This window comes from Nostoc sp. UHCC 0252, assembly GCF_034931145.1.
GTDB lineage: Bacteria > Cyanobacteriota > Cyanobacteriia > Cyanobacteriales > Nostocaceae > Nostoc.
In genome coordinates, this window is record NZ_JAYGHE010000009.1 from 130,267 (window position 1) to 154,472 (window position 24,206).

The 24,206-nt window shown below is 40.2% G+C and carries 24 protein-coding genes; 14 read left to right on the plus strand and 10 right to left on the minus strand.

What is annotated here, in order from left to right:
- Positions 1-316: 316 nt before the first annotated feature.
- The gene (locus VB732_RS08705) at positions 317-961 is read left to right on the plus strand and encodes a pentapeptide repeat-containing protein (RefSeq protein WP_323230413.1); all 645 of its coding nucleotides are present in this window, start codon (positions 317-319) and stop codon (positions 959-961) included.
- Between the two features lie 151 nt (positions 962-1,112).
- On the opposite strand, the gene VB732_RS08710 is transcribed toward VB732_RS08705, so the two are convergent.
- Together VB732_RS08710 and VB732_RS08715 are read right to left on the minus strand one after the other, a co-directional pair.
- A complete protein-coding gene (locus tag VB732_RS08710) occupies positions 1,113-3,290 on the minus strand; it encodes a Piwi domain-containing protein (RefSeq protein ID WP_323230414.1) in 2,178 nt (725 codons plus the stop codon).
- A gap of 80 nt (positions 3,291-3,370) precedes the next feature.
- Positions 3,371-4,189: a PD-(D/E)XK nuclease family protein gene (locus VB732_RS08715; RefSeq protein ID WP_323230415.1), complete on the minus strand. Its 819-nt coding sequence runs from the start codon at positions 4,187-4,189 to the stop codon at positions 3,371-3,373.
- A gap of 325 nt (positions 4,190-4,514) precedes the next feature.
- On the opposite strand from VB732_RS08715, the gene VB732_RS08720 reads away from it, so the two are divergent.
- A complete protein-coding gene (locus VB732_RS08720; protein WP_323230416.1) occupies positions 4,515-4,676 on the plus strand; it encodes a hypothetical protein in 162 nt (53 codons plus the stop codon).
- 343 nt (positions 4,677-5,019) lie between these two features.
- Here the strand turns inward: VB732_RS08720 and VB732_RS08725 are convergent, their stop codons facing one another.
- The 6 genes from VB732_RS08725 to VB732_RS08750 form a co-directional block, all read right to left on the minus strand.
- Positions 5,020-5,358 carry a CpeR family transcriptional regulator gene (locus VB732_RS08725; protein WP_323230417.1) on the minus strand — a complete coding sequence of 113 codons (339 nt, stop codon included), beginning with the start codon at positions 5,356-5,358 and terminating at the stop codon, positions 5,020-5,022.
- A complete protein-coding gene (locus VB732_RS08730) occupies positions 5,352-5,981 on the minus strand; it encodes a chromophore lyase CpcT/CpeT (protein WP_323230418.1) in 630 nt (209 codons plus the stop codon). The genes VB732_RS08725 and VB732_RS08730 overlap by 7 nt, the downstream gene beginning before the upstream one ends.
- A gap of 58 nt (positions 5,982-6,039) precedes the next feature.
- The gene (locus VB732_RS08735) at positions 6,040-6,576 is read right to left on the minus strand and encodes a phycobiliprotein lyase (protein WP_323230419.1); all 537 of its coding nucleotides are present in this window, start codon (positions 6,574-6,576) and stop codon (positions 6,040-6,042) included.
- A gap of 181 nt (positions 6,577-6,757) precedes the next feature.
- Positions 6,758-7,516 carry a phycobilisome rod-core linker polypeptide gene (locus tag VB732_RS08740; protein WP_323230420.1) on the minus strand — a complete coding sequence of 253 codons (759 nt, stop codon included), beginning with the start codon at positions 7,514-7,516 and terminating at the stop codon, positions 6,758-6,760.
- A 344-nt stretch (positions 7,517-7,860) separates the two neighbouring features.
- Positions 7,861-7,908 carry a hypothetical protein gene (locus VB732_RS08745; protein WP_323230445.1) on the minus strand — a complete coding sequence of 16 codons (48 nt, stop codon included), beginning with the start codon at positions 7,906-7,908 and terminating at the stop codon, positions 7,861-7,863.
- A gap of 489 nt (positions 7,909-8,397) precedes the next feature.
- Positions 8,398-8,976 (minus strand): phycobilisome protein, encoded by a 579-nt coding sequence (locus tag VB732_RS08750; protein WP_323230421.1) that lies wholly within the window; start codon positions 8,974-8,976, stop codon positions 8,398-8,400.
- A gap of 101 nt (positions 8,977-9,077) precedes the next feature.
- Here VB732_RS08750 and VB732_RS08755 point away from each other — a divergent pair, with 101 nt between their 5' ends.
- Positions 9,078-9,740: a HEAT repeat domain-containing protein gene (locus VB732_RS08755; protein ID WP_323230422.1), complete on the plus strand. Its 663-nt coding sequence runs from the start codon at positions 9,078-9,080 to the stop codon at positions 9,738-9,740.
- A 126-nt stretch (positions 9,741-9,866) separates the two neighbouring features.
- Positions 9,867-10,067, plus strand: coding sequence for a hypothetical protein (locus tag VB732_RS08760; protein ID WP_323230423.1), 201 nt, complete (start codon positions 9,867-9,869; stop codon positions 10,065-10,067).
- A gap of 411 nt (positions 10,068-10,478) precedes the next feature.
- Here VB732_RS08760 and VB732_RS08765 read toward each other — a convergent pair whose 3' ends face one another.
- Positions 10,479-11,303 carry a pentapeptide repeat-containing protein gene (locus VB732_RS08765; protein ID WP_323230424.1) on the minus strand — a complete coding sequence of 275 codons (825 nt, stop codon included), beginning with the start codon at positions 11,301-11,303 and terminating at the stop codon, positions 10,479-10,481.
- A gap of 116 nt (positions 11,304-11,419) precedes the next feature.
- Between VB732_RS08765 and VB732_RS08770 the strand changes: the two genes are divergently transcribed.
- From VB732_RS08770 to VB732_RS08805, 8 genes are all read left to right on the plus strand, one after another.
- Positions 11,420-11,995 carry a phycobiliprotein lyase gene (locus tag VB732_RS08770; protein ID WP_323230425.1) on the plus strand — a complete coding sequence of 192 codons (576 nt, stop codon included), beginning with the start codon at positions 11,420-11,422 and terminating at the stop codon, positions 11,993-11,995.
- Positions 11,996-12,146: 151 nt separating this feature from the next.
- On the plus strand, positions 12,147-12,881 hold the full coding sequence (locus VB732_RS08775; RefSeq protein ID WP_323230426.1) for a 15,16-dihydrobiliverdin:ferredoxin oxidoreductase: 735 nt from the start codon (positions 12,147-12,149) through the stop codon (positions 12,879-12,881).
- A gap of 41 nt (positions 12,882-12,922) precedes the next feature.
- A complete protein-coding gene (locus tag VB732_RS08780) occupies positions 12,923-13,669 on the plus strand; it encodes a phycoerythrobilin:ferredoxin oxidoreductase (protein WP_323230427.1) in 747 nt (248 codons plus the stop codon).
- Positions 13,670-14,838: 1,169 nt separating this feature from the next.
- On the plus strand, positions 14,839-16,068 hold the full coding sequence (locus tag VB732_RS08785) for a sedoheptulose 7-phosphate cyclase (RefSeq protein WP_323230428.1): 1,230 nt from the start codon (positions 14,839-14,841) through the stop codon (positions 16,066-16,068).
- A gap of 4 nt (positions 16,069-16,072) precedes the next feature.
- Positions 16,073-16,906, plus strand: coding sequence for an O-methyltransferase (locus VB732_RS08790; protein ID WP_323230429.1), 834 nt, complete (start codon positions 16,073-16,075; stop codon positions 16,904-16,906).
- A gap of 59 nt (positions 16,907-16,965) precedes the next feature.
- Entirely contained in the window at positions 16,966-18,363 is a 1,398-nt protein-coding gene (locus VB732_RS08795; protein ID WP_323230430.1) for an ATP-grasp domain-containing protein, read from the plus strand.
- A gap of 140 nt (positions 18,364-18,503) precedes the next feature.
- A complete protein-coding gene (locus VB732_RS08800) occupies positions 18,504-19,541 on the plus strand; it encodes a D-alanine--D-alanine ligase (protein ID WP_323230431.1) in 1,038 nt (345 codons plus the stop codon).
- Positions 19,542-19,931: 390 nt separating this feature from the next.
- Entirely contained in the window at positions 19,932-20,843 is a 912-nt protein-coding gene (locus VB732_RS08805) for a beta-1,6-N-acetylglucosaminyltransferase (RefSeq protein ID WP_323230432.1), read from the plus strand.
- A 13-nt stretch (positions 20,844-20,856) separates the two neighbouring features.
- On the opposite strand, the gene VB732_RS08810 is transcribed toward VB732_RS08805, so the two are convergent.
- Positions 20,857-21,753, minus strand: coding sequence for a phosphorylase (locus tag VB732_RS08810; RefSeq protein WP_323230446.1), 897 nt, complete (start codon positions 21,751-21,753; stop codon positions 20,857-20,859).
- Between the two features lie 239 nt (positions 21,754-21,992).
- Between VB732_RS08810 and VB732_RS08815 the strand changes: the two genes are divergently transcribed.
- Both VB732_RS08815 and VB732_RS08820 read left to right on the plus strand, forming a co-directional pair.
- Positions 21,993-23,255 (plus strand): HhoA/HhoB/HtrA family serine endopeptidase, encoded by a 1,263-nt coding sequence (locus VB732_RS08815; protein ID WP_323230433.1) that lies wholly within the window; start codon positions 21,993-21,995, stop codon positions 23,253-23,255.
- Between the two features lie 656 nt (positions 23,256-23,911).
- On the plus strand, positions 23,912-24,166 hold the full coding sequence (locus VB732_RS08820) for a hypothetical protein (RefSeq protein WP_323230434.1): 255 nt from the start codon (positions 23,912-23,914) through the stop codon (positions 24,164-24,166).
- Positions 24,167-24,206 lie beyond the last annotated feature (40 nt).

Consider the following 24,206-nt stretch of genomic DNA (forward strand, 5'->3'; position numbering starts at 1 on the left):
GCTGCTTAAGCGTGGATGAGTGAAAGAGCGTAAATGTAGAAATCGCCATCTCACCACGCTTAAGCATTTGAAAACAACCAGTCTCATCGAGAATATAGCAATCCTATTTGAGTTGTGAAAAATATAGATTAGGAAACGAACCGCAAAGGACGCAAAGAAAAGAAAGAAGAAAGAGAGAATTATCACGAATGATTTGGGACTGCTATCTTCTAAAAGATTATTAAATAATTTTAATGTTGGTGCAGAGTTTTAAAATCTCATAATGAGAGATATTTTTAGTAATTATTGATTAGATACTGTAATTTTTGGATAAAAGATGGAGATTTGGAAGGCAGGCTGTATGGATGCTAATGAACTTCTCAAACGCTATTGTGCAGGAGAGAGAAATTTCGCTCAAGTAAGCTTGCACTTAGTTCATCTTGGTGAGGTGTGTTTAGCTGGAATCAATTTGAATCGAGCTAACTTGGCTAGCGCAACTTTATCACAGACTAACTTGCGCGGTGCAAACTTGATTGAAGCAAATTTGACTGCGGCGACCTTATGGAGAACAGATTTAAGTGGCTCAAATTTGATTTTAGTAAACCTCAAAGCTGCTAATCTGATTCGGGCAACTCTTAGGAACGTGGACTTGCATAAAGCTTCGCTGATGAAAGCAGATTTGCGTTTAGCAGACTTGCATGATGCTGACCTCAGTAGTGCAAACTTAGCTGGGGCAGACTTGAGTTATGCTAACCTTAGTGGTGTAAACTTGGCTGGGGCAAATCTCACTGGTGCAAACTTGACTGGCGCAAAGTTGAGCAATACAGACTTGAGTCATGCCAGTCTTGCCAAAGCTATTTTCTGCAAAACGGATTTAAGTGGCGTTGATTTCACGAAAGTAGACTTAACTGGGGTTGATTTGCACTACTGTTTATTTAACGGAGTCACCCTACCTGAACGAAGCTTAATTGAAGCGGGTTGAGCATTTAATTTGAATCATAATTTGAGATTTTGGGAAAGAGCGATCGCAGACAAATAATATCTGTTGAAAGCTTCGGTTTAGCTTATTCATTGGCGATGATTGAATTTTTGGGAGGAGAATAGCGATCGCTAAATACCTGTAATATTTAGTTCTAGAGCCAAAACTGGCGATCGCCCTCTAACATACTGCTTGGATAAATCCCCCTTAAGCGCAGTTTTGCCATTTTATGCGCTCCATATACTGGCATTGGTAAGCGAGGCATTTTTAATGCTCCATAATACAGCAAGGTGAGTTTTAAAGTAGTTTCAACTACCTGTTCTATGGGAGGAGAAATTAAAGCTGGGTGATTTCCAGTGATAACTGTCAAGCGTAAAGGATAAGCAAGACCCATCTTTTCAGTTACTTCAGTTGTTACCAGAACTGCTTCAGTAGAAGAAATACGCAATGCTAAACCTTTTTCTGGTGCAGCTATGGTTTTATTAACCAAATTATATAGTCGAGGAATACTAGACTTTCTACACTCTACTAATATCAATTTGCAGCCAATAGCTTCAGCCCATTCTAGGAGATTAGCAACTTCTTGACCGCAAAAGCGCCCATCACGATAAATCAATACTGTTTTTCCTTCAAACTCCTTTTTTGGTAACAGTGCTTCTAGAAATTGTTTAGGAATTTCTTCACCTTGAATCAAAGTATCTTTTAGCAGATAGCGAATAAACTCTCCTTGCTTCCCATAAAGACGCATACTCGCACAAGCATTCATTGTTCCAGAAAGTTTTGTCTTAGACTCTCTGGAAATATCCAATCCAATGAAACAGTCGGCTATTTCTAGAGGTTCAGCCAGAACAAAAGGTAAATTACCCAGCTTGGCGAGAATTCCTGGAACCACCTGATTGAGAATATTTTTATAATAATTAGGATTCTTCAATGTATCTTCATAAATCATCTGGCTAGCTATCTGGCGACTAAGCAATAGATCATATATTTTGTGATAAAGACTACCACCCTCTTCCTCATCAGCATTACGATCGCTCTGGGGCAAAAACGCTAAAACTATTTCAGGTTTAATTTCCATTAATTCATTGACTACTTCCTCAACTTTTACTCTTGCCTGAGTATCACTTAAGTTTTTTAGCGATATTGATTTGGTAACAAATAGGCTTTCAAATTTATAGCTTTTTAAACGTTCTTTAAGTTTTTGTATAAAGTCATCAAACCCCACCTCACAAAGATTCATAACAGTAATCCGAATTGGTCTGGATGGGTCAGAAAATTTCCTATGGCGACGGTAAACACCACCTCTAGAAAGACCTGTGAGAATTTTCTTTTGAGCGCTAATAACTCCGTTGCCAAATAGCAAGGGTGCATCTTCAATTGGAACTTGTGGTTGCCAAAACAACTCTGGATAGTCACGGCTATTGATGCTGAGTCCTAACTCAAATCCATAAGTACTTAAAGCGTTTTCAGCTTCTTTTTTGTAGGTAGCTAATAAATTTGTTCGTTCTTTGTAAAGAATTTTGGTTTGCTTGAGTAATTCTCCCCAGTTAACCCCAAACTTACTAGCTGTTCCAGATGTAACACAGGGACGCAAAGCAGCCATGCCATATTTATACAGCTTTTTACCTTTACCAAATTTAACAGCCACCAAGAGTTTATTAGATAGAGCATCTTGCAGAGCTTTCTTACTAATTTCATTCTTGGCTTGCTCAATAAGTTTTTGCTTGTGTATCAACGAAGGTTCTTTAATAAGCTGTGTGATAGTACCATTACCTTGGATATCACCAGAAAGAGAGCGAACATCCAGATCAATTAAAAGCTTCTCTGGATTATGCTTATCGGGATGATTAAGATAGAACTCAGCCAAAGTTTTTGTTAACAAAAACTTGCTTTTCATTGTTAAATTAATAGCTGGTTGTAAAGTTCCATGTATTTCGATAGGTTCTGCCCAAAATTTTGCCTCACGTCTTACTTGCACACCATTTTTAGACAACGCAGTTATGGATGCAAAGGGATATGGTTTAGATGTCTTTAATACCTGATAAGCTAATAGAGAAATAACATTTGCTGAGACTGTTTTAGTGAGTGGGACTTCTTGAAACTGCCAAGTGCGATCGATAAAGTCTTTTGTCCCTTCCACAGCAATTTGTTCTAGTATGGATTCCCACTCTATCCCAAAATCCCGCATAGACATAGAATTATTGGATTTACCAATAGCATAAAAATATGGCTTATCCCAAACAACGACTATGTGAGGTAAAATCCGACTAAGATGGAAGCTCAAACTAATGCCTTCCTCCTGCTCAATACCAGGTTTCAGTTGAAAGCACATTATATTAATATTTGAAAAATTTAGACGGAAAATCTCGCTAGAAGATAAAGTTTTTGTTTGACTAATAGTTGAAGCAGCAATCACCTAGAAACCTCACTTACAGAAAATTTACAAATTGAATTAAAGGTACAGTACCTACAGGCACTACCAGGATTGGGAGGAAATATTTTGGCAAAATCATTTGGGTTTTCCCTATAATGCATTCTTTCAATCTCATATCGTTTTGCTATATCTGCTAGTTCTATCTGCACAAATTTGAGTTGTTCAGGAGTAACTGTAATTACGTCAGATGCCAAGGCAGTTTCTAAGTTGTAGAATGAAGCAACAGATGGTTGTTGTGGATAGAGATAGCTAGCTGCTAACAGGTAGACGTAAGCCTGTCGTCGGTCAAAGTCTGATTTACCTGTCTTGAAATCTAAAATGTGAATAGTACCATCTGGCTGTTTAAAAGTGCAGTCAGTTGGTGCATATAGATTGAAAGAATAATTACCCTCTTCGATAATTATCGGTGAAGGAAATCCCTCATCGCCTTTGCTCAACTCAATAATTTGCTTGCCAACTAAAATAGGTTTTTTGTAATAGTTGTTCAGAATCCCAATAATTCGCTCTTGAACTTCGTCTGGCTCTTGATTTAGTTTTAAAATATCTGCAACTTTTTCTACACCTTCAGACTGTGACAAAAGTTGGGGGTCTTGATAAAATTCATAAACCCCGCTTTGTGCTAATTTCCCAATTCGCTGGTGTTTATTATCTTCTAACAGAGCTTTAACTTGAGGCTCTTTCTGACGAACTTTGCTAAAGCCTCGCTTCATATCACAAAACCAGAATTCTTGGCCCACTCGTGAATCTGATAAAGACCAAAGATTATAACTTGCAGATGGTAGCCAAACTTGTCCCATAAGTTTCAATTTCCTATGATGAAAGCTGGCATTTGGTATACCTGCTCTAAATCTCGAATCATAGACAGAATCTCTCTGTTTTTAATTAACAAGAGACTATACACCATCTTATGGTTAGTGGTCAAAGCTTTTAGGAAAAAAACTATATGCTATATCTGTAAATAGACTTTTTACCAATAATTATTTATGTAATTCCATCGCTCATACTATGCCTGTGTATGTTCGTACCTTACGTTTTGTTGCAAGTTGTGTGGTGTGCGCTCATCATCTCATCTGGCGATCGCACCCATAACTAAACTAGAAAGTAAGGTGTTCAGAATAGCTTGTGAACGCCACAACAACTACAGTTAAATTAAAAATTGACTTAACTGATGAGCGATTTTTCAGATGTGTGAGAAAAACCGCGATTATCGACTTGAGTATACAGCATCAAGGAATTATTAATTTTATGCGATCGCTTTTACCTTCTACAACAGTGGTGCGCTAGCCCATAGCGTAACGCACCCAACAAAACGAAACAGTAAAGAAATTAACCACTAAAAACGCGACTGCGCCACTCATTCAACCGAGCCTCTACAATTGTGGCAGACCGTCGGGCATCAGCAACCTGCTCTTGCAAAGTTGCAATCTGTTAAAGTCAAGATTAATTTATCAAGTTTTGGAGACTTTTTTAGTTACATTTTCTAACAAACTTAGACGGCTAACTGTTAATAAGTAACAGCTAATTATCGTGAACAATTAGCAATTAAACATTAACAATTAGCCGTCAACCCTCTTAAGGGGTATTTAAAATCCAAAATGTCAAAAGGATGTCCGCAGTATATTAACTCTCAAACTCGCTCATCAAATTTAGTAGAAGAACCACCGTATTTTATCCAGTATTGTTTCAGAGTATGATGAGGGGTATGTAAACTGGCTTTTGCCTGATATAAAATTACTTGGCGATGATCGCCCATCCAGATTTTATTAATGGGTTCAACGGATATTACTGTTCCTCCTAAAGAAGCAACACATTCAGAAAACCTCTCAATCGTTGTATACTCTAATGTCTCGAATATGAAAAAGTTACCCGAACAAATTAAGTGGCGACTGCGAATCCAGCAACGCATCTTTTTTTCAGCCTGTGGAGGTAACATTTTATATTTAACAGATTCAAGCTGAATTAACATAATGCTTTCACTGCAAGTAATTCATCAGCAAAACTTTCGCGTTTTTCAAACCGCAAAGGGCCAGCAGTTGAACCCCATATTTGCTTATGGGTTTCAATATCTATACCTTTATCTAGACTTATCCAAGTATGCTCAGTTATTTCTACTTCACTGACTAGATATGTCTGACATCCATTGCGGTTAATCAGACATTGATTACCAGGTTCCACACTACCCCGAAACATTTCACCCTCTCGCTGGAAAACCATTGAACAGTTATAACGCCGTTTGATACACTCTGGGGTGATGGTTTTGAGGATATCTAATTCACGAGCAGCACCAGCATAAAGCATCTGGTCTTTTAAGCTGTAATTTTCGATATAAATGCGATCGCCACAATCCACTAGTTTATGTACTCCCTGGCGATAGGGTGTCCATAAATCGTGATCATAGGCTTGTTCTGAATAAAAACCGATGGCAGAAAAAAATTCAATCGGTAAGGGACGGAAAAAAATGTGAATGTGGGCGTAAAGTTGCGGATTTGCAAAAGATTGCTTGTAGTTGCTAAAATCTCCCGCCATCCAACAGGCTAAGGTGAGCAAATCGCTAGCGTTGCTGCTAGATTCACTGGGCGCTATTGTCATCTTCAACCTCAGTAGTGACAAAACTAGATGATTACTTCTATGTTGTAACCTGATATTGCTAACTGGTTGAACCAGACAAAGAGCGAATTTCCGAAGAAAAGGAAGCTGTTGTCACGCCCTTACCATCACTGGTTTTAATTGTCGCTACCCGAAATCGCAGATTTGGGGTAGCAAACCAAATTCGTTCCTCAGCCGCAGCAAGTTCATACTCTGTCACTAGGGTAAAAATCCCATCGTCGCTCAAATGATATTTACCCACTGCGGGGATTGTTTCGGCGTATCCTTTATCACGTAAGAGTTTGCCTCTAGAAGGATTTTCTATATCTGGAATTGGTACTAGTACGGTACTACCAGAAATTGGTTTATCGTCCCAATCTGACTCGCCTTCCCAAGTCATCCGAAAGGGATGGGTAATACTGCCAGCGTCAATGTCATACAATTGACAGATTGCTAGTACCGCCGGATCATCGTTAGATAAAGGCTCAATGTCAATGTTAGATAGTACTTGTTCAAAGTGGGCGAATGCTAAATGATGACCGCTACGCTGCGATCGCCATCGTCCAATTGAAAGTTTAAAGAATTCAGTAATTTCCATTAGAAAAGTGATTCTAAAAAGTAGTTTACAATCCAAGATATCTCTTGGTTAAATAGTTCTTCTCCCAGTCTATGTACTAGTTTTCTTGACCACAATTGCATTTGGGAATTGGGAATTGGGAACTGACAAAATTCTCCTCTGTCTCTATTGTCTCCCCATTCCCCATTCCCCATTTACCTAATTAAGCAACTTCAGTAATACTGATGATTTTGCCGCCAGTTCTATGAATGTTTTGCACTTGCCGAGACAGTTGATTGTAGTTAACTACATATTCAAGGTTGCCCAGACGAGTCCGAAGATTTGCTGAACCTTTGACTGCCTTAATTAAGAAGCGTTTACTGGTGCTGCTTACACTAGAACCAGCAACAGGCGTTTTGATGGATGTGGGTAAGTTTGCACCTATGTCGCTAATCAGCTTGGCTTTGCGATCGCTATCGCTGCTAGCTACTCCTCTCAACAAGGCAAAGGTGCGGTTGAAGGTGACATTCTTAATCCCTATTTGGGAGCTATTGCTGCGAGGATAAGGAACAATATTTTCGCCAAAATTTTGCTGATACTCTTCGCTATCAAGATAGGAGTCGATCTCAGCATCGTAGCCCTGTTCGCTATATATGCGGACGTGTTGAGAAATTTCTGCTTGATCGGCAGGAGGACGGCCTAGCAAGTGTTTGAAGTTCAGTTCTATGAACCGATATTGGGAAGAAGAACTGAAAAACAAGGATTGATACAGTTCTGATTTCGCAACGATGGTGACAAATTCGCGGACGCTGATTTTGCGATCGCGTAGTTGCGATTCAGCAGAGGCTAGGCGCTCACTTTCTAGCAAATGAGCATTGCCCAAAACCTGTTTGTAAACTGCTCGAATCAGTGTTTGTAATTCGCTTTCGCTAGTATTGGGGCGCAGTTCAACATTAGGTGAATCAATAACCCAAAGTGACATTGAAGTATCTCCTTAAAAACGTGAATTAAATGAAACTTTCGAGCATCCTAACCCTGATGTAGGTAGAATTAGCCTCAGTTGTCAGTTATTTTTGCTACTGACTAGCGGTTGTAAAAGTTTTGTTTTTTAAAGTGCGTTAGATATCTTCGTATATGACAACTGACGGCATTGATCAAATCTTAGATTAGCGATCGCTTTTAATGAATGATGAATACTGGGCATTTAGTCATTGGAAACTGAGTACTGCGGAAATTCTTCCTCAATCCCTAATCCCCTAGTTCTATCCTTTAAACAATCTTTGTGATGCTCATCTTTTTCCCAAGCTTAGTTTGTGGATAGTTTCTCTAGTTGACAGGAGTAATACTGGCAATTACGCCGCCTTGTTTGTGAATCCGTCGATACTCTTGTGAAAGCTGATTGTATGACCCCTAATCGTGATGCTGGTTCAAAAGCCATTCAAACTATCTCCCAGTTAACAACTAAATTTTATGAGAAGGATATTCAGCAGATGTTAAAAAGCTTTACATCGCTATGAAAAAGGAGAGGTCGTGGAGACTTTAAATCCTTATTGGTCTTGATGATTTAAGTTTTTACATCGTTTAATGCCTTTACACATTCTGATACGATGCCGAAGCTATATTTGTTAAAATTTGTGAAGTTAAATAAGGCTTTAGAGAAATTTCAGCTTGCTTTTAGTATCTGATTTGCCATTGACATAGAGGTGATGATATTGTTGTTTTCCCTTGAGCAAGAGTATTAACCGTACTGAATCATCGAGTTTATCTTGATAAGTGGGCAAGAATAAATCAAACTATGTTACGTAATATAAATTGAATGAAATTGGTTTTTAGGTAAGCATATTTAGTGGCTTACAACAAGCCTTATCGAATTTGGAAAGTAGCCAGTTGGCTGATTAAATGGTCAAAATAGGGAGCAAGAGTTTCCTGCTGATTGGCTGGATACCTCTTCAAACTAGCAGCCTTGATGCTTTTTAAGCCTAAGAGCATTGCATCTAGCGGAACTTGTAATTCTTGATAAAGTAAGTTCATATAGTGCAGTCCTGTGGGATTCGTATACTCAGCGTGTCCACCTGCTATGCCATAAGTAATACAGCGAAGAAAATGCCAAAAATCGCGCCAGCAAGCTTGGGCGCGTTCAGGGGGATAAAGTCCACCTCCAGGCTGGGTAATTTCAGGATAAGTTGCTAAAACCTGTTCTCTAGCTTCATCAACGATTTCGGCGGCGCGATCGCGTAACAATACAGCAACAGGAATCAACTCAGAATTATCTGGTGACAAAGTTGCAATCTGCAATAAATCTTCGTCGTCCAGATAGCGGAAAGCATCATCCGCAGCTTGAAATATGGCGATCGCAGCTTTTGGATGGGATTCCCACTGAGCAAAGCTGATAATTCTCGCTTTGGCTATTAATTCTTTGACGGTTTCGTTTAATTGAGTCATTGGTTTAGGGCATTGGACATTGGGTTAAATCTTCCCAAATGCGATCGCCATTTTTTGACATCTGTAAAATAAAGTAAAGAATAGCTCTACCAGATGCATCTATGGAAATCCATCAAATCCAAGCTGAACTGAAGAATCCAGATTTTCACAATCGTTTAAAGGCGATCGCAGCCCTCAATGATTATGAATCAGAAGTTGCAGTTCCACTGCTCACAAGTAAACTTCATGACTCAGAATTTTTGGTGCGTTCCTTTGTCGCCAGGGGTTTGGGAAATCAACAATCAGCAGATTCCTTTGCTGCTTTGATGCAAATTATGAAATTTGATGATACTCCTAATGTGCGGGCTGAAGCGGCAAATTCGTTATCGCTATTTAGCAGAGTCGCAGTTTCTCATTTAGTTCTGGCATTTTATCAGGATGACCACTGGCTAGTTAAACGGAGCATTTTGGCTGCGATCGCAGAAATGGATTGTCCTGAAGAACTATTTGATATCTGCGTTCAAGGTTTAAAAGATGAAGATTTCACAGTTCAGGAATCCTCTGTTGATGGACTCGGCTTGCTAGCTAGTTCTAGCCAACATAATGGGGCACTATCCCAAATACTAACGCTAGTGCATGATGAATCTTGGCGGATGCGCGTGCGAGTTAGCTATGCCCTCAAACGCTTTGACGAGCCGGAAGCAAAAGCAGCCTTGAACCAACTCAGACAAGATGAGGATCACCGAGTTATTGGAGCAGCTTTAGAAGACTTACTACCACAATAGTGTTGTGATAAAACTTATTTCAAAAAGAGTCAATATCTTATTTCACCTTAAAATTGATTAAAATATCCGGCTAATCGACCAAAATCTGGAAGAAAAGATCAAATTTTTTGAGATGAGGAGGCATTTGTGACTGATATACAAACTGGTCAAATGACTTGGCGACCACCAGGTTCCTCAGAGTGTGGTTTACATTTGCGACATAAAGCTTTCGAACCGTGGCGATCGTATAAAGAATTTCCTCAATATGCTCTACCCGATCCGCCGGGTTTTTCCGAAGGATACGCTACATTTTTAGCACTTCTCAAAAATAACTGGCAGCTGGTGTAAACTCACTACACAACATTTCAAATTTTGGATTTTAGATTTATTTAGCCCACAAAAAGCGCGGCTTGAACTTAGTACCATGTTCGGATGAATACTTGTAATAATAACATGATATAGGAATCTGGTTTGATTTATGAAAACATACGTAGTGGCGTGGCAAGGCTAAATTGTTGCGAAAAAATTTGTAGGTTGGGTTGAGGAACGAAACCCAACACTCCGATCCATGTTGGGTTTCGCGTTGCTCAACCCAACCTACATCTAATGGACTATTTTAGCCTTGTCACGCCACTACAACACCTAATTTTGTTCAAAAATCAAATATGATTCCTATATGACGCGGAGAGTTTTGAATTATTAAGTAATTAAGCGAACTTGATATTAAAATCTAAAATCCAAAATCCAAAATTGGCACATTCAAGCATTCAAACTTTCACGAGTTGTTTTCCGAGTGTAGGCGTTCCAAACATCAAGTTCTGAATATGGACGGCTTTTAAGCATAGCTTTAGTTGCTTCTGCGAGTCCTTGGGCTAAAGTAAAATCTGCCCCAGCGATACTTTGAAGATGTTCCATCTCTACATCATAAAGATCAGTTGCTCGCAGGTCTGCATTCCGCAAATCGGCTCCAGTCAATCGAGCATTTCGCAAGCAAGCCCCAGTCAAATAAGCTTTCGTAAGGTCAGCACCACTTAAAGCCGCACCTTGCAAATTTGCTCCTGTCAAGTCAGCACCACTCAAGTAGGCTCCACGCAGATTAGCACCTCGTAAATCTGCGTTTCGTAAAGAAGCTGTATTCAGAAAAGCACCATTGAGATTAGCACCCGGCCCCACCGCTCCCGAAGCTTTGTAGTTATATTCTTGGGGCCATTTCGTTTGTGCATCATAACGCGCTACTTGTAGTTTGACTTCCTCCAAATTGGCACTACTGAGATTTGCTTGCTGGAGGTTAGCACGGTTTAAATAGGCTCCCTGCAAATTAGCCCTGCTCAAATCGGTTCCTTGCAGATTAGCACCTCGCAAATCAGCCCCACTCAAATCGGCATTAGTCAAGACTAGCCCACTCAGATCGGCTCCTAATAGCTTGGTTTTACTCAAGTTAGCTTGTTGTAAATCAACTTCTCTAAGATTGAATTGATACAAATCCGCCCAATCTAAATGGATTCCGGCTTTGAGGGCTGTTAATATTTCTGGAGTCGGATTAGGGCGATCGCTAGTAGTAAATTGAATTTCACTATTTGTCATCAGTTGATAAAAATATAACTTTTGGAGTTATTCTACACTTTAGCGAAATCAGGACTTCATCTCATTAGTCAGTATTCAATAACGCCAAAATTTGATAAAACGAGGTTTTAAAACAGATGCATTTAATACCACCCTTGTCAATGATCGACTTCTTCCGTAAAAGTGAGGGGACATGGTTTACAGAACGCTCCGTTCATCATTTTGACTCGGCGGCGGATGAGTCGGGGCAGTCGAATTTGATCATTAAAGTCATAGAAAAGGACGATCCGAAAGTCCAAGAAGTCTGCAAAGCTCAGGGGATCGATCCTACTAAAGCAACAGGTGGTGCTAGCTTTGCATGGCAGGGTAATCTAGATACCAGGCTGCCTAATAGCGAGAATGCTGCAATTTTGGTTGATGTTCCCGACGAAACGAGGCGTTTTGGAAAATTGATCCGCAACCAAGGCTACGTTGAAAGCATTCCCGTCGTGAGTCGGTATCGGTTTGCCGACGATGGAGTGTTAACCATTGATACTGACTATGACAATAATCAAGGTCAAGAACGTTGTTGGTTTATTACTGATGATTTTCGGGTCAGAGTTAGTACCGTGCGAATGATGAACGGCGTTAACCTAATGACTTATTGTTCCGAGCGTCGTTGTGTTTCCCAAGAACTGCTAGAGCAAATGATCGCTAGAAATTCTGCTGCATAAGGAGACGCAATTAATCACTTCTGTACAAAAGGTAGGAGTTAAGTGATTAATTCCCAATCCCCCATTAAGGAATGTTGCTTTGTTTCTCAGAAATGAGACGTGCATGATTGCCATCATTTATTTTCATGCAAGGGTTAACAAATCATGCTCCATGTATAAGCCTTTCCTGGAATTTTTAGAAAAAGAGCTATTTCAGCGATTTGATTTACAAAGTAGGGTCATTCCCCCTAGTTTGGAATTCAAAGTTAGCGATCGCGGCAAAAACCCTGCAACCATCCGCAGTTGGTGTTACCAATCTCAAGAGTTGCGGAAAATTCGCTATACCTATATTGATGCCGGAGAAAGCGCCCAAATTTTTAACAGCGTGATTTATCCTAGTCATCACTACGATTTACCTCTGTTAGGGATTGATTTCTTATCTTTTGGTAAAGTCAAAAACCTGATTGTGCTTGACTTTCAGCCTTTATTTCAGGATGAAGGTTATCACAAAAAATATATAGTTCCTCTGAAATCTCTTCATGATAAATACCCGGATTTGGCGCAAAACTTAGAAATGAAGTTTTATGATGCCAACCAGTATTTTTCTAAGTATCTGTTGTTTGCCAAAACAGACCCTAAAACAGTTGCAACACGAGTGTTTGAAGCTTTTCAGGATTATTTAAACTTGTATTGGCAAATGCTAGCAGATGCAAAACCACTCGACGATCCTGAAGATATCCAACGGATTGTCAAAGCTCAAAAAGACTATGACCAATATAGTGCAGACCGCGATCCAGCATCTGGTCTGTTTAGCAGTTACTTTGGTCATGAATGGGCGGAGCGTTTTCTCCATGAGTTCCTATTTGAAGATGCTGTTCCTTTAGCAGTTAGTGCCAGCAAAAGATAATCGTTGGTTGAAGTTAGAATTTTAAATTGGAGCAAAGCGACGTGACACTTTATCAGCCATTTCTTGATTATGCGATCGCCTACATGCGATCGCGCTTAGATTTACAACCCTATCCGATTCCTACTGGGTTTGAGTCTAAGAGCGCTATTGTGGGTAAGGGCAAGAATCAGGAAGAGGTTGTCACCACTAGTTACGCCTTTCAAACTGCAAAATTACGGCAAATTCGTGCTGCTCATGTCCAAGGTGGTAATTCGCTGCAAGTGCTGAATTTTGTGATTTTCCCCCACCTTAACTATGATTTACCCTTTTTTGGGGCGGATCTGGTGACATTGCCAGGAGGACACCTAATTGCTTTGGATATGCAGCCTTTATTTCGGGACGATCCAGCATATCAGGCAAAATATACAGAACCAATTCTGCCTATTTTCCATACTCATCAACAGCATCTATCTTGGGGAGGAGATTTCCCAGAAGAAGCACAGCCATTTTTCTCTCCCGCTTTTTTGTGGACTCGTCCCCAGGAGACGGCTGTAGTAGAAACTCAGGTATTTGCCGCTTTCCAAGACTATTTAAAAGCTTATCTGGATTTCGTAGAACAGGCAGAAGCTGTAACAGATTCCCAAAATTTAGTAGCCATTGAGCAAGCCCAACTGCGATACCTGCGATATCGGGCTGAAAAAGATCCAGCACGGGGGATGTTTAAACGCTTCTATGGTGCTGAATGGACTGAAGAATATATCCACGGCTTCTTATTTGACTTGGAGAGAAAATTAACAGCTATCAAATAGCAGGCTGAATTGAATTAAACATAATTCTTGTGGATGGGCATCTTCCACCCAGCTTATGCAATCAATTTAAATGGAGAACAGCTTAAGGGACTTCCAAGAAATAAATTACCTAAATAAACCTAGACGCGAAGCGGCTTGCCCCAGGCTACCGCAGAGACAAGGCAGCGCGGTCTTGGGGGTTTCGAAGTCCCTAAGTAGTCAAGAAAAATTTACAGTGGGCTTTGCTAGTGACCCTTTCACAAGAGAAGTTATGGAAACTACTGTATAAATATCTATCTTTAGACATATTTTATGAGCAATATCTGCTTGCTCAGTACACTTCGGATAGTGGATTGACTTAAATGCATTAACTTCTGTTATGATTTGTATACTTCTAATGTTATGATTCATGTTGTGCTTTTAAGTTACCAACCAGTAACTGTTTGCTGGTTTAAGCTAAAATAACCTAATTTAGAACTTAAGAGCCAATTCAAGCAAACTTAGAAATTTTTTAACATCCAACCGTTCCTTAATAAAGTTAAAGTTTTGTTACTGGTAACTCAGATATATTTAAATTCTGAATTTTCAAGAGTTACTGAGGTAGGTATGTTGAATACTGACCATTAACTTGACTGAATGCAAGAGGAATTCTACTGTCATTCTGAAGCAAACAGAATGTAGGAGTTTAGTGAGATAAGGTGCGATATTAATGCTAAAAAACAGCGAACTAACGATTAACCAGGGTTCTAATCTCAAACTAAAGCTTGGAGAGCAACAATACGAGCATTTTTCTAGAGTAGAAGTTTTGCGGAATCGTACAATTGGAAAGCCATTAGGTTAAATAAATATAGTGGAATAAATCTTAATTTAAGATGAATTCCCAAATTTAAAATCAACAATCCCGGAAGAAGCAGGCAAGCATTATGCCCATATATTGCTAGTGGGACTAGTTGATTAGTTTGAGGTTATTCCGATTAAAGGTTAACCCACACAAAGAATTTACTCAAATGAATGGTGTTGTTTAATAACATCACGAGTCAGCAATATTTATTAGCTTTTTATTGAAAGCTAGTTTTGTCATGACTTTTATCTAATAAAGATAAAAAGCGTAATCTGTTGCTGGCGTGCGTTCGTGTAAATCGCAGTTATTACCGAAATCTTCCAATTTTTGCAATAAAGGTCATACAGACATGAATAAGGTTCAAGCATCCTTTGAAGCTACAGAAACTGCATTTCACGTACAAGGTTACGAAAAAATCGATTTTAGTCTTGTCTATGTGAATGGTGCATTTGATATTAAAAACAGGGAAATAGCAGATAGTTATAAAAAATTTGGTCGCTGTTTAACTGTCATTGATGCCAATGTTTATGAACTTTATGGACAACAGATAAAGTCATATTTTAGGCACTATGACATTGATCTGACAGTATTTCCCATCATCATTACAGAGCCAGCTAAAACCCTTGAAAGCTTTGAAAAAATTGTCGACGCTTTTTCCGACTTTGGCTTAGTTCGTAAGGAACCGGTCTTAGTTGTTGGCGGTGGTTTAATTACTGATGTAGCTGGGTTTGCTTGCGCTGCTTATCGTCGTAAGAGTAACTTCATTCGGGTTCCGACAACGTTAATCGGTTTAATCGATGCAGGTGTAGCGATTAAGGTAGCAGTTAATCATCGCAAATTAAAAAATCGCTTGGGAGCATATCATGCACCTTTGAAAGTTATCCTCGATTTTTCCTTTTTGAAAACCTTGCCAACGGCTCAAGTTCGTAATGGCATGGCAGAGTTGGTGAAAATCGCTGTAGTTTCTAACTCGCAAGTGTTTGAAATGCTATACGAATATGGCGAAGAACTACTTTCTACTCACTTTGGACACGTGAATGGGACACCGGAACTTAAAGAGATTGCCCATAAACTTAACTACGAAGCAATTAAAACCATGTTGGAGTTAGAGACTCCAAACTTGCATGAAATCGACCTTGATCGCGTCATAGCATATGGACACACTTGGAGTCCTACCTTAGAGTTAGCGCCTCATGTACCCCTATATCATGGTCACGCCGTCAATATAGATATGGCTTTATCTGCAACCATCGCAGCACAACGAGGCTATATTCCAACAGAGGAGCGCGATCGCATTCTAGACTTAATGAGTCGCATCGGTCTATCACTGGATCATCCTCTACTAGATGGGGATTTGCTCTGGGATGCTACCCACTCTATAAGCTTGACACGAGACGGAAAACTACGTGCAGCCATGCCTCGGCCTATTGGTGAGTGCTTCTTTGTCAACGATCTGACTCGTGAAGAACTTGATGCTGCCTTAGCTGAACATAAACGTCTTTGTGCTAAATACCCTCGTGGCGGTGAAGGCGTTGATGCCTACATTGAAAGTCAAGAAGCTCAACTCTTGGGGGTCTGAAGACATGACGAGTATTTTAGGACGAGAGACAGCTAGGCCAATAACGCCACACAGTATTTTAGTAGCGCAACTACAACAAACCCTGAAATTAGCAGAAGAAAGTGGCATTCCCGTAGAGATATTAGATTCTCTGCGTCAGGGAGTTCAATTAGCGGCGGGGTTAGATCCCTATCTGGATGATTACACAACTCCCGAATCAAGTGCCTTGACAGCATTGGCGCAAAAAACAAGTCAAGAAGACTGGAGTAAACGTTTCAGCGATGGTGAAACAGTGCGCCAACTAGAACAAGAAATGTTGTCAGGACATCTGGAAGGACAGACATTGAAAATGTTTGTTCATATCACTAAAGCAAAGCGCATCCTAGAAGTAGGAATGTTTACAGGGTATTCAGCCTTGGCAATGGCAGAAGCACTACCAAGCGATGGGCAACTTATAGGTTGTGAGGTTGACTCCTATGTAGCCCAATTTGCTCAAGCTTGTTTTCAGGAATCTCCCCACGGCAACAAAATCGTTGTAGAAGTAGCACCTGCTTTAGAAACACTCCACAAGCTGGCAGCAAGAAAAGAATCATTTGATTTAATCTTCATTGATGCCGATAAAAAGGAGTATGTAGAATACTTCCAGATCATCTTAGATAGTGAATTGCTGGCTCCTGATGGGTTAATCTGCGTGGATAACACTTTGTTGCAGGGACAAGTTTACTTACCACCAGAACAACGCACCGCCAATGGTGAAGCGATCGCTCAGTTCAACCGTGTTGTCGCCGCAGATCCGCGTGTAGAGCAAGTTCTGTTACCCATCCGAGATGGTGTGACTCTGATTAGACGCATCGCGTAACGAAGTTTGTAGAGACGTTGCAATGCAACGTCTCTACAATAAATACAAAGGAAAGACTTATGGCACAATCAATTTCTTTATCTCTGCCTCAATCCACAACGCCTTCATCAGGTGTGAGGCTGAAGATAGTGGCTTTATTTAAAACTCTTGGTACTCTAACCTTATTACTAATAGCCTTGCCGTTCAATGCTTTTATAGTTTTGATATCTTTGCTGTGGGGCATTGTGCGATCGCCATTTCCGAAAAAAGCTGTTGTAGCTGCTCATCCTCTGACTATCTTGGTGAGTGGGGCAAAGATGACTAAGGCATTGCAACTTGCCCGATCTTTCCATACAGCAGGACACAGAGTTATTTTGATTGAAGGTCACAAATACTGGTTGTCTGGTCATAGATTTTCTAAGGCGGTAAATCGTTTTTACACAGTTCCGGCTCCGCAATCAGAGCCAGAAGGCTATATCCAGGCGCTAGTAGAAATCGTCAAGAAAGAAAATGTTGACATTTACGTACCTGTATGCAGTCCTGTAGCTAGCTATTATGACTCTTTAGCAAAGCCTGTACTATCAGAATACTGCGAAGTTTTCCATTTTGATGCAGATATAACTAAGATGTTGGATGATAAATTTGCCTTTACCGATCAGGCGCGATCGCTTGGCTTATCTGTCCCCAAGTCATTTAAAATCACAGATCCTCAACAAGTTATTAACTTTGACTTTAGTCAAGAAACCCACAAATATATTCTTAAAAGTATTGATTACGACTCCGTTCGCCGTTTAAATTTAACCAAACTTCCCTGCGACACTCCAGAAGAGACAGCAGCCTTCGTCAACAGTTTACCCATCAGCCCAGAAAAACCTTGGATTATGCAAGAGTTTATTCCTGGCAAAGAATTATGCACTCATAGTACAGTGCGGGATGGAGAATTAAGATTGCATTGCTGTTCAGACTCTTCTGCCTTTCAGATTAACTATGAAAATGTCGAAAATCCCCAAATCCGTGAATGGGTGCAACACTTTGTCAAGAGTTTGAAACTGACTGGACAAGTGTCTTTCGATTTTATCCAAACTGAAGACGGTACAGCTTACGCGATTGAATGCAATCCCCGCACTCATTCAGCAATCACAATGTTCTACAATCACCCTGGTGTTGCAAACGCCTATTTTGGTAAAACTCCCCTAGATGCACCTCTGGAACCCCTAGATAGTAGCAAGCCCACCTACTGGATATATCACGAAATATGGAGACTAACTGGTATCCGTTCTTGGAAACAACTACAAACATCGCTTCAGACTATGGTGCGAGGCATCGATGCCATTTATTGCCTTGATGATCCTGTACCATTTTTGACTTTATATCACTGGCAGATTCCCTTGCTTTTAGTCAAAAATCTTCAACAACTCAAAGGCTGGGTGAAAATAGATTTCAATATTGGTAAATTGGTGGAATTAGGTGGAGATTAAAATAATTCGTAATGATGCTCGTCGCAAGAGACGCGATGAATCGCCGTCTCTACAATTTAGGATTTTTATCAAAAACCCTTAACCGAATCGTATTGCGACGGATATTGTATAAATTTTAACGGTAGATAAAAAGATAAATCATGCCAGCACTTCGTATTCTTCAATTAGTTGGGTCTGCACAGGATGATTTTTACTGTAACTTATCACGACTTTACGCCCAAGACTGTCTAGCAGCAATGGGGCGATCGCAGTATGATTTTCAGATTGCATACATCACACCCGATCGCCAGTGGCGATTTCCTACTTCCCTCAATCTAGAGGATATTGCCGTCGCCAAACCAATGTCTTTGTTTGAAGCTATACAGTTTATAACGGCACAAAACATTGACCTCGTGTTACCGCAGATGTTTTGTATTCCGGGAATGACTCACTACCGGGCTTTATTTGACCTGCTGAAGATCCCTTACATTGGTAATACTCCAGATATTATGGCGATCGCAGCCCACAAAGCCAAAACCAAAGCAATTGTCGAAGCAGCAGGGGTACAAGTACCTCGTGGAGAACTACTCCGTCAAGGAGACATTCCAACAATTCCACCTCCAGCAATCATTAAACCGGCAAATTCCGACAACTCTTTAGGAGTAGTCTTAGTCAAAGATATTACCGAATATGACGCTGCCTTGAAGGAAGCATTTGAATATGCAGATGAGGTGATCGTAGAAACATTCATCGAACTCGGTCGAGAAGTCAGATGCGGTATCATAGTCAAAGACGGTGAGCTAGTGGGTTTACCTCTTGAAGAGTATCTGTTAGACCCTTACGAGAAACCCATCCGTAGCCATGCAGATAAACTCAAAAAAACGGACGATGGCAATTTGGGTTTTGCTGCTAAAGACAATATGAAGTCTTGGATTGTAGACCCTAACGACCCGATTACCCAAAAGGTTCAGCAAGTGGCTAAGGAATGCCATCAAGCTTTAGGCTGTCGCCACTACAGTTTATTTGACTTCCGCATCGATCCAAAAGGGCAACCTTGGTTCTTAGAAGCCGGGTTGTATTGTTCTTTTGCTCCCAAAAGCGTGATTTCCTCTATGGCGAAAGCATCGGGAATCCCTCTAAATGAGCTATTCATGACGGCTATCCATGAAACATTGGGCAGTAAAGCGTTGCAGAATTGATAGTCAATTTCTTGGCATAGATTTTTCTTGTTTTAGTCTATGGGTGCGATCGCTTGTTGTAAAGGCGTAATGAATTACGTCTTTACCAGATGATAAATTTTAAAATATTTTCAATAGCTATAGGAATTCGGTTTGATTCCTGAAAATATCCGTAGGATGTGTTAGCGACAGCGTAACGCATCAAACCCTTGATAATAGTGCGTTACGAACTCCGTTCTAACACACTCTACAATACCTATAGGACTTACGCACACTCTACGAATTCTTGGCGTTCTTGGCGTCTTGGCGGTTCGATAAATTAAGCTTTTCGGCAATTTTTGCGTAAGTCCGTAAGTCCTAACCTAATTTCGTTCAAAGATCAAATAGTAATCCTATATAAAGCTTAAGTAAATGTCTAATTCTCCTAGTAAATCGATAGGTTTTATTTTAATAACTCATAGTAAGCCATTACAAATTTACAGGCTGATAAATAAGTTAAATAGTATGTTCAATTATCCTTTAATTGTTTGTCATCATGATTTCTCTAAATGTGATTTATCTGTAGATAGGCTCTCAAAAAATATTTTACTAGTAAGTCCTCATTTACAAACTAAATGGGCAGATTTTTCTATTGTAGAAGCTACAGTGCAGGCATTAAAATTAATGTACGAAGTTCCAGAATGCCCCGATTGGTTTGTATTACTTAGTTGTGCAGATTATCCCATTAAAACTGCAAAGCAAATATTGGATGATCTGACTTCAAATTATTATGATGCTTATATTCAGCATGAAAAAATTACATACGAGACTTATAAACATGAACTAAGACCAAATATGTTATGGTTGAAAAATTCCTATCAACGATATTGTACAAAATCGTTTTCTTTCAATTCCTCAAAGCAATACTTAGCGAATCTGGATCTAAAAGTATGCTTGGAACATCCGCTATTAACAAAACCTTTCCTTCCTTTTTCAGAAAAACTTGCTTGCTTCAGTGGAAGTCAATGGTTTTGTGCAAATAACAAAGCTGCTAACTACATTATTGATTTTCATAGCGAGAGAAATGCACTAACCTTACACTACAGTAAGCTTAAGTATGCAGATGAGTCGTATTTTCAAACTCTACTTGCTAATGCACCTCATCTCAAATTGCAAAACGACCGACGACGCTATATTGATTGGTCAGATGGGGGTTGTCATCCCAAGACATTGCTTATGGAAGACTTGCCAAATTTGCTGGCATCATCTGCTCACTTTGCTCGTAAATTTGACATTGATATAGATAGCAATATTCTTAATGAACTTGATAGGATTACATCCTAGCGAGTAAATTTGATTAAGATAGAGCAACGTTTTTGAGAATGGTCATCGGCCCTTGGGCTTTGAGAATTTCCATTTCGGCTGCGTTTCTTACTAGTAAAGCACCAGCGAATCCTAATGAATTCACAGAGATAGATTGGAAATGCTCCTGCGATCGCGGTACGATCAACATCCATTCTCGTGTCGCTAGCAAATTGTAAGCACCCAATTGCCTTGCATCCAAACCTACAGCCGCTAGCAAAGTGTGATAAACTTCTCGTGTTGCTTGGGCTGCTGTCAATGGCGATCGCATCCAATCAGGGTTTAGTGGCGCGATCGCGTGTACAAAAGGAAGCTTTGTGAAAGTTGCGTTCGAGTCCTGAAATTGTGCTGCTATCAGTAGAGGTTCAATAGGTATCTGTGGCCCTGAAGCAGCAAGTGGTAGCGGTACTAATTGTAAATGTTTGTGTCGCTGACTAGCACCTGCGGTTTTGCCACTGTTGTAAAATGCTAAACCATCAAAATCAGCTAAACACGACCACATAGCTGCAAAATCTTCCAGAGTCAGCAAACTTTCTTGTTCTTCAAAGGCACGGGTAATGATTAGCAGGTGATGATCGACAACATTGTATTTATTAAAAATACATACATGAGTATCTGAGATATCTGCCACAAATAAATCTTCTTCATAAGGCAAAAAAGGATTAAACTCTTGACCAGAAATAACAGATTGTTTTTCCTGTTTATCCTTAGCTGCTTTTTTGCGATTCAGGTTAGACAAAATCCGCACCAAAAAGCGCACGCCATCCTGTTCGACAAATTCAAATTCTGTCGGTATCGACAGTAGCGCCCCGCATTGCAAAGCATGTTCAGTTCGTTCTTTAACACTTGTCCATAAAGTGCCAGGTTTTAGTAAGATTTTCCCCTGTGACATTTTTATTCCTTCAGACATGGTAAGGGAACACGCAGTCAAGTTAACCTTAAATTGGCGATTATAAATCTCTCTGGCTCTAAGTTTACACGGATGATAACTATGTGCGCCTGCGAATGAGTATATTCCAATAAGGTTTAGTTAAATACCAAACCTTTCACAAAAACGCAATACCCCCGCAACAAAACTGTCACAAATCATATCTAGATTAGTAATACATTTAAATATCTTTCCAGACAGCAATGCAAAACCAACCTCGTGGTGGAGAACACCCATCAAATAGCATTTTATCCAACACTGCTGACACCAAATACCATAATCAAGCACCCTGGAAAAAGGCTGCCGCCTCTCTATCGCTGGTGTTGCTGGGATCAGGTATGACATTAGCAGGTGGCTACATGGCTGGACATTCTCGGCAGGTAGCTGAGAGTGCATCTAATTTGGCAGTTAGTCGAGTAAATGCTGCTCCTCCCTCATTAGCTGCCACAGATCCTAACTTTGTTACCCAGGTGGTGCAAAAGGTCGGGCCAGCAGTAGTGCGGATTAACTCTTCCCGAACAGTAAGAAGCCGGATACCAGATGAATTTAACGATCCGTTTTTTCGCCGCTTTTTTGGTTCCCAACTGCCACAATCAAGAGAAAGGGTAGAACGGGGGACTGGTTCAGGTTTTATCATCAGTGCCGATGGTCGGATTCTTACTAACGCCCATGTGGTAGATGGTGCTGATACGGTGACAGTGACGCTCAAGGATGGGCGCACCTTGGAAGGTAAGGTGTTAGGAAAAGATGAATTAACCGATGTCGCTGTTGTCAAGATTCAAGCAGACAATCTACCTTCAGTAGCCATAGGTAACTCAGATCAACTGCAACCAGGAGAATGGGCGATCGCGATCGGCAACCCCCTTGGACTAGATAATACAGTAACTACCGGAATCATCAGTGCTACCGGACGCAGTAGCAATCTAATCGGTGCTGCCGATAAGCGAGTAGAGTATATTCAAACTGATGCAGCGATTAATCCCGGTAACTCCGGCGGGCCACTACTAAATTCTCGTGGTCAGGTAATTGCTATGAATACAGCTATTATCCGAGGGGCCCAAGGATTAGGCTTTGCTATTCCCATAAACACAGCACAACGCATTTCCAATCAACTTATAGCTACAGGCAAAGTAGAACATCCTTATCTGGGAATTCAGATGGTGGGTTTAACACCTCAGCTAAAACAAAGTATCAACTCAAACCCCAATAGCGGTTTGAGGGTGAATGAAGATAAAGGTGTATTAATTGTGGAAGTTGTACCAAATTCACCAGCTGCTAAAGCAGGTATACGTGCTGGTGATGTTATCCAAAAGCTTGGCGGACAATCAGTCACAGATGCCAGCAGTGTCCAAAAGGTAGTAGAAAATAGCCAAGTCGGGGGTGATTTGCGCTTAGAATTACGTCGTAATGGACAAAATATTAATGTAGCTGTGCAACCTGGTGCTTTCCCCACCTCAGTACAATAAAAGTTTTATCGAACAGAATTCAGGAGTCAGGAGTCAGAATTTAATTGGGTATTCTGTATGACTGGCGGATAAATAATCGGGTTGAAGACCCCCACCAAATTGAAAATTTGGTGGTGCAACAATCCCTGCGCGGTCTGAATCCTCGACTGATTGATTCTGATATCATGTGCGGCAAATTACTTGTGATATGTCATTGCGAGTGCAACGAAGTGGAAGGAAGCAATCGCAAGGCTTTTGGGATTGCTATCTCTACGAGACGCTACGCGAACACCTCGTTCGCAATGACAATTATTTAACCGGACATGATATGACTCCTGAATTCTGACTTCTGAATTCTTCTTCAATATCAATCGATTCAAAATGAATTTTATAGGATGGGTATTTTGCCCGTCCTTTTTTTAGGTTGCAAAGATAAGGTGGACACTGCTACAAATATCAGAATTGAAGTTTCCAGTATTAACAGTACCACCATGTAAAAATAGTTTTCTTCAAAAAAAGAGTTATTTTTTGATCCATGACATTAGTCACGGTACAGCTAATTACCTTTTTCACTACTGCATAGCTCTTTTAAATTCTATTATTTATTTGTCAAAGTGATTAATAAATTACGAAATTTTAATCACTTTGATGTCTATATTCTAGAAGGAAAGTTTCGAATGAATATTAAAAGAATGGTTGTTAGTGCAGCGCTGATTTTACCAATGTTTGTTACCTTTCTTCCTTCCCAAGCCGATGCTCAGATCAGACGGCCAGCAAGGCGATCGGTTCCAGTTAGAATAATCAAAAAACCATCTCCGGTTAGGGTTAATAACTCTGTGCAAGCGAGAAGAAGAATATTGGTTCCTGGACGTTGGGTACAAACAAATCGTGGTCGTCGGTGGATACCTGCTCGCTACGTATATAGAAGATAAAAGACCTGTAATATATTGATTGCAGAGTTCTTTTTTCACA